Origin of the sequence: Enterococcus sp. JM9B (genome assembly GCF_009933265.1) — a bacterium.
Lineage (GTDB): Bacteria > Bacillota > Bacilli > Lactobacillales > Enterococcaceae > Enterococcus_C > Enterococcus_C songbeiensis.
Window position 1 is genome coordinate 18,401 of the sequence record NZ_MAEK01000042.1, and the last position, 14,650, is coordinate 33,050.

Consider the following 14,650-nt stretch of genomic DNA (forward strand, 5'->3'; position numbering starts at 1 on the left):
ATGAAACGATGCTAGAATTAAAAGAGATAAAAAAATATTACCATGTTGGTGACACGACAACAAAAGCGTTGGACGGTGTTTCCGTTGCTTTTCGTCGGCAAGAATTCGTGGCGATTTTAGGAGCAAGCGGCTCTGGGAAAACAACCATGCTAAACGTAATCGGTGGACTGGACAATTACGATTCCGGAGATATGGTGATTGATGGAAAATCGACGAAAACCTTTAAAGATGCAGATTGGGATGCCTATCGGAACAACTCCATCGGCTTTGTTTTTCAAAGCTATAATTTGATCAGTCATTTAGGAATCATTGCCAATGTTGAGTTGGGCATGACGTTGAGCGGTGTATCTAAAGAAGAAAAAACGAAACGAGCAGAAAATGCGTTGCGCAGAGTTGGTTTGGAAGACCACATGCATAAAAAACCTAATCAACTTTCCGGGGGACAAATGCAGCGGGTAGCCATTGCGCGGGCATTGGCAAATGATCCGGATATTTTACTGTGTGACGAACCAACTGGGGCTTTGGATACCGAGACAAGTTTGCAAATCATGAATTTGATCCAAGAACTTTCAAAAGAAAAATTAGTTATTATGGTGACCCACAATCCTGAATTAGCACATCAGTACGCAGATCGAATCATTGAATTTTCTGACGGAAAAATTTTGGCTGATTCTCACCCCCATAACGAAGGCAAGAAGGGAGAAGAATTTCAACTAAAACGGACCAAAATGCGTTTTGTTACAGCATTGAAATTATCCTTTAACAACTTGCGAACCAAAAAGGGTCGAACCTTTTTGACTGCTTTTGCTTCTAGTATCGGGATTATCAGCATTGGGATTGTTTTGGCATTATCCAGCGGTTTCCAAAATCAAATTGATAAAACTCAGTCAGAAACGCTGTCAAAATTTCCAATTACGATTTCAAAGGTGACAACAGATCAAACAACAAATCGTGACGAAGCACTAGGAACAGATAAAGGAAGTTTTCCTGATTCTGATACGATTACGGTAAAAATCAGTGACGAAGATCGGGCACAGCACACCAACAAAATTGATCAGGATTACGTGGATTATATCGAAGCAATTAATCCAGAACTGAGTAATAATATTGGCTACACGCGATTGGTAGGAATGAATTTATTGCGGGAAGTTGATGGAAAAATCCAACCGGTGAAACTATCCAATGATGCTTCTGAAGGAACTGGACTTAGCATGACAAACGCAATGGCCAGCATGACCGGTGTCGGAGTATCTTCTTTTCCAACACAGCTCGATGAAAATTCCGGCAGCTTTTTAGAAGAAAACTATAAATTACTTTCAGGAGCTTACCCTAATTCAGCAACTGATGTAGTATTGATTGTGGATGGCAACAATAACACCAATATCAATTCCTTGAAAAATCTGGGCTTTGATGTTAAAGACGGTGAAAAATTAGATTTTGATGCGATTGTGGGAACCGAATTTAAATTAGTCGACAACAATGATTATTACCAAGAGTTGCCAACAGGAAATTTCATTCCTAATACAGACTACGAAACAATGTATGACAGTGAAAACAATGACACTTTAAAAATTTCCGGCATCCTGCGGGTGAAATCTTCCTCGACGATGAATCTATTGGCACCGGGAATCGCCTATAGCAATGAATTGACTTCTCAAATCGTTGAAGAAAACGAAAGCTCAGCAATCGTTGAAGCGCAAAAACAAAGTGATGTCAATGTTATGTCCAATGAAAAACTAGATAACAGCACCAAAGAAAGCACGATTGCGTATCTTGGCGGCAGCAGTATTCCAAATAGTATTATGATCTATCCTAATAACTATAAAGACAAAGATCAGGTTTTGGAATATCTGGATGATTACAACAAAGGAAAAAGCAAAGAAGATAAGATTATTTATTCTGATTTAGCTGGCACCATGACAGATTTGACCGGTGGATTGATGGATGCCATCACCTATGTATTGGTTGCTTTTGCCGGTATTTCGTTGGTGACAAGTATGATTATGATCGGAATCATCACCTATACCTCCGTTATCGAACGGACGAAAGAAATCGGCGTGTTAAAAGCGTTAGGTGCCCGCAAGAAGGATATCACACGGGTATTTGATGCAGAGACCTTTATCTTGGGAATCGGTTCTGGTACGTTGGGTGTGGTGATTGCTTGGTTGACGACGTTCCCAATCAATGCACTCTTGTACAATATGACAGATTTAAAAAATGTGGCACAATTAAATCCCGTCCATGGGCTCATTCTGATCATTGTATCAACTGTTTTAACCATGCTTGGCGGACATCTCCCAGCTAGAATGGCAGCAAAAAAAGATGCAGCCATCGCATTACGAGCAGAATAGAATTATGAAAAAACAGAACTGAGATCGGTGAGTAAACCGATTTTCAGTTCTATTTTTTGTGGGGAAGCAAATGGGGAACAGATTTTTCATGATTCTAAATAGAGTATTTGTTTCTGATTTTGCTGGGCATATTCTATTTCACGTTGTGTGCTCGGAACGATGTAACCATTAATGTTTACGACAAATATCGCATCTGCCATATCAATTTTTTATTTGTGCAGGACGCCCAACAACTCAACTTCTTTTTTTCATTTTTTACCTCTTCAACGTTTATTTTATATAATTAAAAATGTGAAAGAGTCCTATGGTAGAATGCCCTGATTTTTAGCGGAGGGCTTTTTTACGTTCTGCGATTAGTTGCTCTAATTCTTCTAAATCATCGATTGTAGCTCTATTGTTGATAAAAGACCGAGCACTCCGTCGTCCGGTCATATAGTTACGATGTTCTCGCTTTTCTTCATCAGAACCTACTCGTTTACGATATTCTCTGTTTGCTCTTAATTATGATTCAGGTGTCTTATTACTCGTCATTTTTATTCTCCTTTGATAGGTCATTAATAAGTAAAGCGACAATGTAAATATATTTCATTTTCATAATATTCATGCTCCTCAATGTTTTTATTATATATTCCAAATTGTATAAAATCGATTGCTTTTTTTGTTTTTGCAAAAAAATAACCCACCGAAAAAGTAAGCTAAATTTCCAACGAAAATGAATACGAGATGTATCTATTTCCTAAAAACTACTGAAAACAAAAAGAGTAGAAATCCTTTTAAATCAAAGGATTCTACTCTTAGTGAAAAGTACTGGAAGGTACAAATGGAGCTGGCGGGAGTCGAACCCGCGTCCAAACACATCGCTACCTAAAAGTCTACGCTCATAGTCGGTTCTATTGAAGTTTCGCTTGATAAACTGCCGAACGACAGGCGATTTACGTTGCTAGTCTGATGAGCTCTTCTAAAACTTACAGACGGAAAGTTTTAGCGTATCCCACTTAGAATAGGACCCTTACCCGAGCACATGGGCGATACCGGGAGGATCTACGCTAACTGTTTTTAGGCAGCTAAAGCGTAAGAGTTATTGTTGTTTTTAGCAGTTATATTTAACTGTAACGTTTTAACGTAGCCGTAACCTACGAAGCGCAATTCAGGCTCGACCTATGCCTGTCGAATCCGTAACAGCCCCCTAAAATAGGGAGTCTTACAGAAGCAAGTATACCATGCTTTTGGCGAGATTAAAAGCTGTTTGCTTACAATTTATAAGAGATCAAAATGACGCAGGGCATGAAGAATGCCACCTTCAGTATTTTTCTTGGTAACGAAGTCGGCAATCTCTTTTAAAACCGGAGCACCATTCGCCATTGCGATTTTCGTATCACATGCTTGTAAAAGAGCCAAATCATTTGGTCCATCTCCAAAGCCGTATGTTGGCACATTTTCCAGATTCATCGCCTGTTTCAAAATAGTTACAGCGTTCCCTTTTGAAACGGATTTCTTAACGGTATCAAGAGAATAAGGGGTATTTCGGAAAAAATTTAATTCTGGAAACCGTTCTTCATAAAAGCCCTCATTATTTTTTCCAAGAACCAGCAGCATATTCACGGGATATTTTTCAAAAGCAAGAGGATCAATTGGCGGAATTTGACTATGAATGAATTGATAGGCATTGATCAATTCATCGTTATAGCCTGTACACCAGATATTATTTTCATTGTAGTAGGAAAGTTGGTCACCATTTTCCAGCACAGCTTCATAAACGTTGCGGCATAATTCAGGATCAAGTCGATCAGAATGGATTTCGGTGCCATTTACGCGAATAAACGCACCATTCATCACGATATCAGATTCAATTTGTGCAGCCTCCATTATGTGTTGAACTTCCGGTTCGGTTCTGCCGGTTGCAATGATGGGTAATATATCATTTTGTTTTAGCTGTTGCATTGCATCAGCAACTTCTGGTGTCACTTGGGAGTGGGCATCCAATAAGGTTCCATCTAAATCAAAAAAAGTTAAGGCACGATAAGCCATAATACATCTCCTTAGTCATCCAATCCTCTTTCTTTTTATCCATGATTATCTGGCAAAAGAGAAGGTTGTTTTATTTATCATACCAAATGTTGAAAAAACAAGAAAGGATTTTGAAGAAAACGTGAAGTTGTTGGTGATAGCCTTGGTTTTCGAGTATACTAAGAAAAGAAACAACTGTCCTTCTCTCGTCTTTTTCAAAACGGGTGAGAAGAAGTGAAACAAAAAAATTTCAGTAGAAGAACAAGGAGCGAAGGTATGATCTTTTTAGTGATTGGTATTTTCCTGTTGGTGATTGGCGGGCTTTTTCGCATTTTTCCCGCAAAATATGATAGTCTGCTATATGGCTATCGCTCCTACTATGCCCGGATGAATCAAACAAATTGGCAATTTGCCCAGAAAATCAGCGGCCGCCATTTTTTACTTTTTGGCGGATTGATGACAGCAATCGGTTTATTGTTAAAAATGACCGGTTATACGAATTTTTTTATTATTGAAATGTTACTGATTCCAATACCAATCGTTTTGGCTTTTGGTTTGACGGAGGATAAATTAAGAGAATTCGACAAAAATAATAGAGGTGAAGAAAATGAATATCTTGATGATTGAAGATAATGAATCTGTTTCTGAAATGATGCAGATGTTTTTTCTGAATGAAGGATGGGAAGCTAATTTTCAGTATGATGGCAAAGAGGGCTTAGATGCTTTTTTAGCTGATCCAAAAAAATGGGATATGATTACGCTGGATCTTAATCTTCCAGGAATGGATGGCATGGCGGTTGCACGGGAAATCCGCAAGGTATCAGATACTGTCCCGATCATTATGTTGACAGCTCGAGATTCAGAAAGTGATCAAGTTATTGGCTTGGAAATGGGCGCGGACGATTATGTGACGAAACCCTTTAGTCCTCTGACTTTGATTGCCCGAATGAAAGCTTTGCATCGCCGCAGTGAGCTGGCGGAGAAGATTGTTGCTCCAACAGGAAATGACAGCGACTTGACCTTTGATATTCAAACTCAGCACTTCAAAATGAATACAAAAACCAGAGAAGCCTATCTGGATGATCAACCGATCGAAGGACTAACACCGAAGGAATTTGATTTATTGTATACGTTGGCAAAAAAACCACGACAAGTTTTTTCGCGTGAAAAATTATTGGAGCTGGTTTGGGATTATCAATACTTTGGCGATGAGCGTACCGTGGATGCCCATATCAAAAAATTGCGGCAAAAAATTGAGAAGGTCGGTCCGCAAGTGATCCAAACCGTTTGGGGCGTGGGGTATAAATTTGATGATTCAGGTGTTGCCTAATGCGTTACCTTTATCAGCAGCTCATGGCTTTTTGGGCAGTGATTGCGGTTATTCTACTGACGGTGGGCATTTCTTTTACTCAAATGACGAAGCAAACCATTGAGGAAAGCAACTATAAACAACTTTTTGGTTATGCAGAGTCAGTAGAAGAGACAACTGAAATTTTCAGTGAAATTACAAATGCCAATGAAAAAGTTCAGTTACAGCGTTCCTTGAACGCAACAGAGCAGATTTTGAATCAGCAGGGAGTTAATTTCGTTTTTGTCGATCGGCAAGAGCAAGTATTATATCCGCAATCAACCAATAGAGGACTGAAGTTTACGATTTCTGCGGAGCAATGGCAAGCTTTAAAAAATGGGGAGCGCCAGCAAGTCACTGCTCCCACCAATGTTTTTGGAGAAAATGAAGCGACTTCTTATGCCATGGTTCCTTTTAATTTGCGAGGAGAGTTCTATGGAGCATTAGTTGTCACTCAGCCTGCCAAAAATATTGAAGACAGTGTTCAAGCGATGACCGTCAATTTGTTCAAAGGTTTCATTATCTCTAGTATTTTTGCACTGATTATCAGCTATTTTTATGCTAGCTTCCAAGTTCGGCGAATCAATCGAATGAAAACCGCGACACAAGAAGTAGCCAATGGGAACTTTGATATTCAATTACCGGTGCATAACAAGGATGAGTTTGATGAATTGGCGGATGATTTCAATAAAATGACGCGTTCGTTGAAAGAATCCAATGAAGAAATCCAGCGACAGGAAGAACGCCGTAAACAATTTATGGCGGATGCTTCTCACGAGATGCGCACGCCGTTGACGACCATCAATGGGTTGTTAGAAGGGCTGCAGTATCATGCCATTCCTGAAAATCAACGGGAAAATGCCGTGCGTTTAATGAAGAATGAAACAGAACGACTGATCCGTCTGATTAATGAAAATCTCGACTATGAAAAAATTCGTACCAATCAAATCTCAATTGTTGTGAAGAAATTTGATGGAACAGAAACATTGCGCACATTATTGATCCAACTAGAAGGAAAAGCCGAAGCTGCCAATGACCGATTAATTTTGGATACGACCGCTCCTGTGACCGTCTATGCGGACTATGATCGCTTTGTCCAGATCATGGTTAATATCCTTCAAAATGCGATTCAATTTACCGAAGATGGAGAGATTCACGTTAGAATTGAAAAAGGGTACCTAGAAACCATCATTGAGATTCAAGACACGGGAATCGGTATGACAGAAGAACAGCAAAAAAATATTTGGGAACGGTATTACAAAGTTGATCCTTCTCGGAAAAATAAAAAATTTGGCGAATCTGGTTTGGGTCTACCAATCGTTCAGCAGCTAGTCCGCCTCCATAAAGGAAAAATAGAGATTGAAAGTGAATTAGGAAAAGGAACGACTTTTCGAATCAGCTTTCCAGATGTTGAAATTTCAGAAACAGAATAAGCCAAAAACGTTGATGACCGCTAAAAGTCATCAACGTTTTTTAGTGTGTATCTAACTTTGTTTTGATCAGCGAAGGATCAGTTGTTGTTAGCAAAATCGCTAGATTGTGTGTTTTGGCGATTTTTTGACAAAGATGCAAAAATTCCTGTGTTTCACGAATGGAAAAGGCACTACACACATTATCAAAATAAATTTTTTGTTTTTGAAGCAGGAGACTATGTAAAAATTGTAGCTTGACTCGTTCAAACGAAGTCAGTTGCTCTTGCGTTTTTAGAAAGGTTTTTTCCAGATTGAATTGTTGAGTAAGTTGTTGCAGCAACTCCGTATTTTTGCTGTTCTTTTTTTCTACTCCCAGCAGAATATTTTCTTGAAGGGAAAGGTAGGGAATCAACCGCCATTCTAGTGTGATTCGTTGTTCCTTGCTGTTTTCTGGCAGAGGAAGGGGTGTTGTCAGAAAAACAATAGAAAAAGCAGCATTAATTGGATGAGGTATGTCGGTCATCATGGGCTTTCCTCCTTAGAAAGAAACTGATAATCAAGGGAATCAAGACAAAATAGCAAGCAGTAAAAAAGGCCAAAGTTTTTAAAGCAGATTGGACGAATAGGAGTGTCCAAGTTCGTGCCGGTAATTGAATCGAGTTGAATAAAGAGGTGCCATTAGCCGGCAGCTTGACTAACCAGCGGGTCAAATCATCGCCGTTAATCAATTCGATTTGCAGCTGGTCCATTCCATAATGCTGAATCAATGCCCGATGACTGTTTTCAATGGTAGTTTGTAGGAGTGGCTGAAATATCAGCAACGTGACCATCACTACTAGAAATAAAAGGAAAGCAGGGAGCAAAAACTCCGCCAACAGTTGCCCAAGCCAACGATGATTCGCCACACCGGATTTTCTGAACACAGTTAGATCCGGTCTTTTTTTTAGATAAAAATAAAGAAAGAGCAGCGTAACGAGAATGAACAGTCCTCCGACAAGGAAAAAACCTAAACGGTAAAAAGTATCGATTTTTTCTGTGTAGCTTTTTAAATCTGCGGCAAAAAGCTCCGTGTTGATAAGAGAACGTTCTTCCGGTGAAAACAGGGTAGTGATTTGCTGGCAAAAAACATCAAAGGACATTTTTAAACAAACAAAAAAACTGAGAGCAAAGAAAAAAAACAGTGCGGTTAGCCAGTAAGGCGTGATTGAACGTCTATGGTACTGTAAACTGGCAAGTGCAAATCTAATCGTGTTCATTCTCTTCACCTCAGTATTCAGTATAGAGAAAGACTTTGAAAAAAATATGAATAAGTTTGTTAGAAATGAAGAAAATCATAGACAGAAAAAGAGCAAAACCGTGAAAGGTCTTGCTCTTAGTTAAAAACTATTTGTTTTCACTTTCATACTGTTGATAGGTCTCCGTTTTATAAAGATCTACAGTAGATTGATTCCCATTTTGTGAAAAGACACTTGTTGATTTATCCCCCAACTCGCTTTCGATATCCTTTAAGCGGGAAAGTGAATCTTTATAGTCGTAATTTTCCGGATCAACTGGATCTAAGCCGCTGTTGGAATAAAAACGTAAGAGATCCCCGTTATTGATTTGATCCGAGGTGGCTAATTGCTGTGCAACTTCCTCTTTCCATTTTTCTACCTGCGTTTTCAAGGATTCGGATGGAGATGGAATCGGCATGCCGGTCTTGTTGTCGTATAAGGTACTGTTGTAATACGTGTAGTTTGGTGTGACAAAATCACCGTCTCGGAAGGAAACCAGTTGTTCATGTCCGTCAGAGAACAAATCTTGTCCCAGTTGGATATAATTTTTTGTGTCGATTCCTAGTAGATGAAGCAGAGTAGGTAAAGCATCTACTTGCCCACCGTACGTATGATTGATTCCGCCATCATCTTGTCCCGGAACATGAATCATGAACGGTACCCGTTGCATTTGCGCATTGTCATAATCGGTCCAAGATTCTTTGGTTTTACCAACCAATTCTGCAAGATTTTTGTTTCGTGAATTAGAAATACCGTAATGGTCACCATATAACACGATCACAGAGTTTTCATAAAGTCCGCTTGCCTTCAAATAGTTGAAGAATTCTTCTACAGCTTTGTCAAGGTAGTTGGCAGTGGCAAAGTATCCATTGATGGTTTCATCAGAAGTGTTTGCCATTGGAAATCCGGCTTCATCATTAGTAAATTGTGAGTATGGATAGTGGTTGGATACTGCTACAAATTTCGTATAAAAAGGTTGTTGCAAGTGTTCCAGATATTGAACGGATTGTTGGAAAAATGGTTTGTCATGCAAGCCGTATTGGAACGAATTTTCATCGTTGACATCGTAATACTCTGCGTCAAAGAAATTTTGATAGCCTAAGCGTTTGTAAGTTTCGTTACGATTCCAGAAGTTTCCGGCATTTCCATGGAAAACCGCACTGGAATAACCAGCCGTTTGATCTAAAATTGCTGGAGCAGCTTCAAAGGTATTTTTGCCACCTAACTGAGTGAATAATGCCCCTTGATTTAATCCAAACAAGGAATTTTCCAGAAGAGTTTCAGCATCGCTGGTTTTCCCGGCTTTGACTTGATGGAAGAAATTATCAAAACTGAAAGTACTGTTGTTGTGATACAAACTATTGATAAACGGCATGACTTCATGCTCCACGCCATTTTCGTCTTTCAATTTGTAATCGATCAGAAATTGCTGTGTGCTTTCCAAATGAACGTAGATCACATTTTTGCCTTTAGCAATACCAAAGGTGTCATCGTTTGGTTCTGCATAATGATTTTTCACATAGGTTTCTACCTCGTTCATATCATTGGGACTTGCTTGCGCCCGGACTTGCGATGCTTGATAAGTCTGAAAGCCATCGTAAACGGTAAAGGCATTGATTCCCAAATACTTCACTAAATAATCCCGTGAGAAAGTCCGAGTCAATAATTCTGGACGATCTGCTTCAGCAAGAAATAAATTTCCTGAGAAAATCATTACAGCTAAGGTTGAAATAGCAAAAGCCATTCGAGCCCGAACCGGACGCTTTTCCATTTTGATTTTTTTCGTGAACAAAAGTGCTGCAAGAACGATGATATCAATAAAGTAGATAACATCATAAGGTCGGAACAAACGCAAGGCACTTTCTCCTAAACCGGAGGCAACTTTTCCGGCACCCAGCATCGTGTTGATCGTGATAAAGTCTGTGAATTCACGGTAGTAGGTTACATTGGAAAATAGTAACAAAGTCACCAAGAAATAAATGACCATCATCGTGATGTAAGAAGCCCGCGGACGCCGTACATAAAGAGCGATGGACAGTAAAAAAATCGTTGTTGCAATTGGATTGATGAATAAAATAAAGTATTGAATTGGACTTTCAATTCCTAGATTGAAATCCACCATGTAGGCAAAAATATTTTTTAGCCAAAGCAAACCGGCTAAGAGTGAAAAGAACCCCATTCTTGAATTTAAAAATTCAGGCGTTTTGATTTTTTTCAATGTGTTGTCCTTCCTTTTCCGAAAATCAATTGATTGTAAATCATTTTCATGTTTTCTATTTATTACATTTCCTTTACATTTTACTAATAGGAAAATGCGGTGTCAATCGAAAACCCTAGGAAAACCTTAAGATATGAATTAATTAAATAATTCTTTACTTTCATTAGACAAAGACAAATATTCCTAATTTTGCTATACTTACCCTTGATAAGACAGAGCAGGAGAAGGCAAAATGAAAATAAAAGTAACCGAACAAGCAAAGAAAAAAATCCGTGCAGGAAATCCGTTGATTCAAAAAGAAGATCTATTGCAGGAATTGACTGAAACAGGCTGGGTTGATTTTGTTGATAATAAAGAAATTTTTTTAGCAAAAGGCTATTTAGGCAAACAAAATAAAGGCATTGGCTGGGTTCTTTGCCGTGAAGAGCGAGCCATCGACAATGATTTTTTCGTCAGCCTGTTTCGGATTGCTCGAGAAAAAAGGATTTTTTTTGAAAATCAGGAAGGCACGACTGCTTACCGCATATTTAATGGCGAAGGAGACGGATTAGGCGGCGTTACGATTGAGCGATATGAATCTTTTGCCGTTTTTTCTTGGTACAATGAGACACTTTATGAAAAACAAGCAGAGCTCATGACTGCTTTTCAACACGTTTATCCAGATATTCATGGAATTTACGAGAAAATTCGTTTTGAGACAGCAACTTTGCCGGAAAGCCGATTTGTGACAGGCAGTCAGGCACCGGAACCGTTGCTGGTACAGGAAAATTTCGTGACTTTTGCCACCTATTTAAATGAAGGTCTGATGACTGGTATTTTTTTGGATCAAAAAGATGTCCGCGGACGTTTCGTGGGGGGCTTGGCAAGCGGGAAAAAAGTTTTGAATATGTTCAGCTATACCGGCGCCTTTTCAGTTGCAGCGCTGATGGGAGGAGCAAGCCATACCACCAGCGTGGATTTGGCAAAACGCAGCTTGGCAAAAACACAAGAACAATTTGCCGTGAATGGTATTGATCCTCAAACCCAGACGATCCATGTGATGGATGTCTTCAGTTATTTCAAATATGCCCGTAAGAAAGACCTGCAATTTGACGTGATCGTTCTTGATCCACCCAGTTTTGCCCGCAATAAGAAAAAAGTATTTAATGTCGCTAAAAATTATGGGGAATTGATTGAGGATAGTCTACCGATTTTAACAAAAGGCGGGTTGTTGATTGCTTCAACGAATGCTGCCAATCTATCAGAAAAAAAATTCAAGCACATGATTGAAACAGTTTTCGCTGAAAAGAACGTAAGCTACCAATTAGTCGATACCTATCGGCTACCAGCTGATTTTGTTGTCGCACCACAATTTCAAGAAGGCAATTATCTAAAGGTCTTTTTTTATCAAGTAAATTAACGGAAAATACCCGTAGGAGGAAGCAGGATGGCAGTACAAATAAAAAATGTCGTATTCGGCGATGGCAAGCCGAAGATTTGTGTTCCGTTGACTGAAAGCAGCAATGAGGCACTGATTCAACAAGCAGAACAAGCAAGCCAGTCTCCAGCAGAAGTGGTGGAATGGCGGGTAGATTTATTTCAAGCAGTAGATTCGAGCGAGGCGGTTTTAGAGACCTTGTCTCATTTGCGAACGGCATTAAAGGGAAAACTGCTCTTGTTTACTTTTCGTTCTTCTGCAGAAGGCGGCAATCATGAGTTATCTTTAAAAAATTATCAGAAACTTTATGAAACCGTCGCTGAAAGTGGCTTGGTGGATATCATGGATATTGAATTGGCACGGGCAGAATTTTTAGGTCGCCAGTTTGTTCAAAATATCAAAGATCATGCCGCCCTTATCATGAGCAGTCATGATTTTGAAAAAACGCCTGCAGATGGAATTCTCGTCATGAAAATTGGAATGATGGATCAATTTGGTGCCGATATCGGAAAAATCGCTGTCATGCCGCAATCCAGTCAAGATGTTTTGCGGTTGATGGGGCTGGCAGTCAAAGTCCACGCCTTTGGTTCCTTGCCTTTGGCGCTGATTTCAATGGGGGATCAAGGAAAAATATCTCGTATTAGCGGAGCTTTAATGGATTCAGTTCTTACCTTTGGTGCATTGGAAAAAGGATCTGCTCCCGGACAATTACCAGTGGAAAAATTAGCGGAAATTTTAAATTGGATGACTATCGAAACAACTGGAAGTGAGCAAAATGGCTAAGAAAAAATTGCCTAAAACCAATGCCATCCGTGCTGTCGAGCAAAAAAAGATTGCTTACCAAGAGCACATCTATGAATGGACGGAAGACCATTTAGGAGCTGAGACAGTAGCACAACAGCTGGGACAAAATGAAAATCAAGTCTTCAAAACTTTGGTAGCAGTTGGAAATAAAACCGGAACCCTCGTAGCTGTAATTCCTGGAAACCGCACATTGGATTTAAAAAAACTGGCAAAAGCCAGTGGGAATAAAAAGGTCGAAATGCTTCATCTGAAAGAGTTAGAGACAACCACCGGATACATTCGGGGAGGGTGTTCTCCTGTAGGTATGAAAAAATTATTTCCCACTTATTTTGATGAATCGGCAAATCAATTTGAAACAATCATTGTTTCCGCCGGCCAGCGAGGCCTTCAAATGGAATTAGCACCGGCTGCTCTTGCTGGTCTAGTCAAAGGAATCTTCGTAGATATCACAGAATCTCTTTAATGAAAAAAGACGCGGAAATCTGCGTCTTTTTTTAATAGCATTTAATAGCTGTAAGCAGCGATTTCTGCCGCGTGGGCACCGGCAACGTGTCCTGTGCAAAATGCAGCGGTAATGTTGAAACCGCCGGTATAACCGTTGACATCCAATAATTCTCCTGCAAAAAACAACCCTTCAATCTGTTTGCTTTCCAATGTTTTGGGATTCACTTCAGTCAGTTGAACACCACCACCAGTCACAAAAGATTTTTCAAGAGGAAAGGTCTTTGTGATTTGAACAGAAAAGTATTTGATTTGTTCAGCTAGATGGGATAATTGTTCCAATGTCGCTTTTTCTGCCGTTACTTGCTCCAATTTTGTTTGTTCTAAGAAAAATTGCAGCAAACGTTCGGGAAGAAAATTCTGCAGTGCATTTTTTAAAGATTTTTTTGAGCCGGTGGTTAGCTTTTGCATTTCAGCAGTCAATTCATCTTTTGTCACGTCTGGCAAACAATCTATGACGGCAGTGACCGAATCCTGTTTTTTTAATAATTGATTAACGAAAAAGGAACAACGTAAAGCCGCCGGACCGGAAAGACCAAAATGAGTGAACAACAGATCCATTTTGTGGGTAACAATTAGTTTTTGCTGTTCATCTACAATGGAGCACTCGATGTCCTGTAAGGAAAGTCCCTGCAATCGTTTTTCTTGGATAAATGAATCCTCTGAAATCAAAGGAGACTCCGTTGGAAATAAGGGCGTGATAGTATGCCCAACTTTTTTTGCCAGTTGATACCCGTCTCCGGTAGCGCCAGTGGAAGGATAGGTTCTGCCCCCAGTCGTTAAAATGACACAGGAACTTTGAAAATCTTCGTATTCTGTTCGCAAACCGGTAATTTGTTTTCCGTCATGAAGAAGCTTTTTTGCTGTCGTATTCGTTACGACCGTCACACCCAATTCCTGCATTTTTGTTGCAAGGGCATCTACAATGGTTTTTGAACGATCTGTGACAGGGAACATCCTTCCGTGGTCTTCTTCTTTCAAGTGAACACCGTTGCTTTCGAAAAAATTCATGATGTCTAAATTATTCCACTGTGAAAATGTACTATATAAAAATTTGCCGTTTCCAGGAATATGCGTGATCAAATCTGCCACATCCCGATTATTCGTTACATTGCAGCGACCACCACCAGTCAACAGCAGTTTGCGGCCTAATTTTTTGTTTTTTTCAATTAATAACACCTTAGCACCGTTTTCTGCTGCTGAAATAGCGGCCATCATTCCGCTGGGTCCCGCACCGACAACGATTACATCGAAAGATTTTCCCATTCTATTCACCTCTTGAAAAAGTTTACCATAAATCATAAAAAAATTCAGAAAA

Annotated in this window: 12 protein-coding genes and 1 other RNA gene; 7 read left to right on the forward strand and 6 right to left on the reverse strand. The window is 39.6% G+C overall.

The genetic code is table 11. The annotated features are described in order from the left end of the window. Window positions 1–8: 8 nt before the first annotated feature. Window positions 9–2,351, forward strand: a complete 2,343-nt coding sequence (locus tag BAU16_RS13365; protein ID WP_161527258.1) for an ABC transporter ATP-binding protein/permease — start codon at window positions 9–11, stop codon at window positions 2,349–2,351. Between the two features lie 818 nt (window positions 2,352–3,169). Here BAU16_RS13365 and ssrA read toward each other — a convergent pair. Next, window positions 3,170–3,537, reverse strand: a transfer-messenger RNA (tmRNA) gene (gene ssrA, locus BAU16_RS13370). A gap of 71 nt (window positions 3,538–3,608) precedes the next feature. Then, window positions 3,609–4,382: a Cof-type HAD-IIB family hydrolase gene (locus BAU16_RS13375; protein WP_202621268.1), complete on the reverse strand. Its 774-nt coding sequence runs from the start codon at window positions 4,380–4,382 to the stop codon at window positions 3,609–3,611. A gap of 252 nt (window positions 4,383–4,634) precedes the next feature. Between BAU16_RS13375 and BAU16_RS13380 the strand changes: the two genes are divergently transcribed. Genes BAU16_RS13380 through BAU16_RS13390 form a run of 3 tightly spaced genes read left to right on the forward strand, consistent with a single transcriptional unit; the run spans window position 4,635 to window position 7,139 of the window. Then, on the forward strand, window positions 4,635–4,985 hold the full coding sequence (locus BAU16_RS13380) for an SdpI family protein (RefSeq protein WP_048604140.1): 351 nt from the start codon (window positions 4,635–4,637) through the stop codon (window positions 4,983–4,985). Then, window positions 4,966–5,688 (forward strand): response regulator transcription factor, encoded by a 723-nt coding sequence (locus BAU16_RS13385; RefSeq protein ID WP_048604141.1) that lies wholly within the window; start codon window positions 4,966–4,968, stop codon window positions 5,686–5,688. Before BAU16_RS13380 ends, BAU16_RS13385 begins: the two co-directional genes overlap by 20 nt. Beyond that, the gene (locus BAU16_RS13390; RefSeq protein ID WP_048604142.1) at window positions 5,688–7,139 is read left to right on the forward strand and encodes a sensor histidine kinase; all 1,452 of its coding nucleotides are present in this window, start codon (window positions 5,688–5,690) and stop codon (window positions 7,137–7,139) included. The genes BAU16_RS13385 and BAU16_RS13390 overlap by 1 nt, the downstream gene beginning before the upstream one ends. A 40-nt stretch (window positions 7,140–7,179) precedes the next feature. Here BAU16_RS13390 and BAU16_RS13395 read toward each other — a convergent pair whose 3' ends face one another. The 3 genes from BAU16_RS13395 to BAU16_RS13405 all read right to left on the reverse strand — a co-directional run bounded on the left by BAU16_RS13395 (window position 7,180) and on the right by BAU16_RS13405 (window position 10,610). After that, a complete protein-coding gene (locus BAU16_RS13395; RefSeq protein ID WP_048604143.1) occupies window positions 7,180–7,644 on the reverse strand; it encodes a hypothetical protein in 465 nt (154 codons plus the stop codon). Next, window positions 7,616–8,374, reverse strand: a complete 759-nt coding sequence (locus BAU16_RS13400) for a hypothetical protein (RefSeq protein WP_048604144.1) — start codon at window positions 8,372–8,374, stop codon at window positions 7,616–7,618. Before BAU16_RS13400 ends, BAU16_RS13395 begins: the two co-directional genes overlap by 29 nt. Before the next feature lie 127 nt (window positions 8,375–8,501). Beyond that, window positions 8,502–10,610, reverse strand: a complete 2,109-nt coding sequence (locus BAU16_RS13405; RefSeq protein ID WP_048604145.1) for an LTA synthase family protein — start codon at window positions 10,608–10,610, stop codon at window positions 8,502–8,504. A 232-nt stretch (window positions 10,611–10,842) separates the two neighbouring features. Between BAU16_RS13405 and BAU16_RS13410 the strand changes: the two genes are divergently transcribed. Genes BAU16_RS13410 through ybaK form a run of 3 tightly spaced genes read left to right on the forward strand, consistent with a single transcriptional unit; the run spans window position 10,843 to window position 13,294 of the window. Beyond that, window positions 10,843–12,009 carry a class I SAM-dependent rRNA methyltransferase gene (locus BAU16_RS13410; protein WP_161527260.1) on the forward strand — a complete coding sequence of 389 codons (1,167 nt, stop codon included), beginning with the start codon at window positions 10,843–10,845 and terminating at the stop codon, window positions 12,007–12,009. A 27-nt stretch (window positions 12,010–12,036) separates the two neighbouring features. Then, window positions 12,037–12,810 carry a type I 3-dehydroquinate dehydratase gene (gene aroD, locus BAU16_RS13415; protein WP_161527261.1) on the forward strand — a complete coding sequence of 258 codons (774 nt, stop codon included), beginning with the start codon at window positions 12,037–12,039 and terminating at the stop codon, window positions 12,808–12,810. After that, window positions 12,803–13,294 (forward strand): Cys-tRNA(Pro) deacylase, encoded by a 492-nt coding sequence (gene ybaK, locus BAU16_RS13420; RefSeq protein ID WP_048604148.1) that lies wholly within the window; start codon window positions 12,803–12,805, stop codon window positions 13,292–13,294. The genes aroD and ybaK overlap by 8 nt, the downstream gene beginning before the upstream one ends. Before the next feature lie 41 nt (window positions 13,295–13,335). Here ybaK and BAU16_RS13425 read toward each other — a convergent pair whose 3' ends face one another. Continuing rightward, entirely contained in the window at window positions 13,336–14,598 is a 1,263-nt protein-coding gene (locus BAU16_RS13425) for an NAD(P)/FAD-dependent oxidoreductase (protein WP_161527262.1), read from the reverse strand. Window positions 14,599–14,650: the final 52 nt, after the last annotated feature.

Bases quoted from the DNA above. Each gene is read 5' to 3' on its own strand.
- BAU16_RS13365 (WP_161527258.1), top strand. From the start codon at position 9: ATGCTAGAATTAAAAGAGATAAAAAAATATTACCATGTTGGTGACACG.
- BAU16_RS13380 (WP_048604140.1), top strand. From the start codon at position 4,635: ATGATCTTTTTAGTGATTGGTATTTTCCTGTTGGTGATTGGCGGGCTT.
- BAU16_RS13385 (WP_048604141.1), top strand. From the start codon at position 4,966: ATGAATATCTTGATGATTGAAGATAATGAATCTGTTTCTGAAATGATG.
- BAU16_RS13390 (WP_048604142.1), top strand. From the start codon at position 5,688: ATGCGTTACCTTTATCAGCAGCTCATGGCTTTTTGGGCAGTGATTGCG.
- BAU16_RS13395 (WP_048604143.1), bottom strand. From the start codon at position 7,644: ATGATGACCGACATACCTCATCCAATTAATGCTGCTTTTTCTATTGTT.
- BAU16_RS13400 (WP_048604144.1), bottom strand. From the start codon at position 8,374: ATGAACACGATTAGATTTGCACTTGCCAGTTTACAGTACCATAGACGT.
- BAU16_RS13410 (WP_161527260.1), top strand. From the start codon at position 10,843: ATGAAAATAAAAGTAACCGAACAAGCAAAGAAAAAAATCCGTGCAGGA.
- aroD (WP_161527261.1), top strand. From the start codon at position 12,037: ATGGCAGTACAAATAAAAAATGTCGTATTCGGCGATGGCAAGCCGAAG.
- ybaK (WP_048604148.1), top strand. From the start codon at position 12,803: ATGGCTAAGAAAAAATTGCCTAAAACCAATGCCATCCGTGCTGTCGAG.
- BAU16_RS13425 (WP_161527262.1), bottom strand. From the start codon at position 14,598: ATGGGAAAATCTTTCGATGTAATCGTTGTCGGTGCGGGACCCAGCGGA.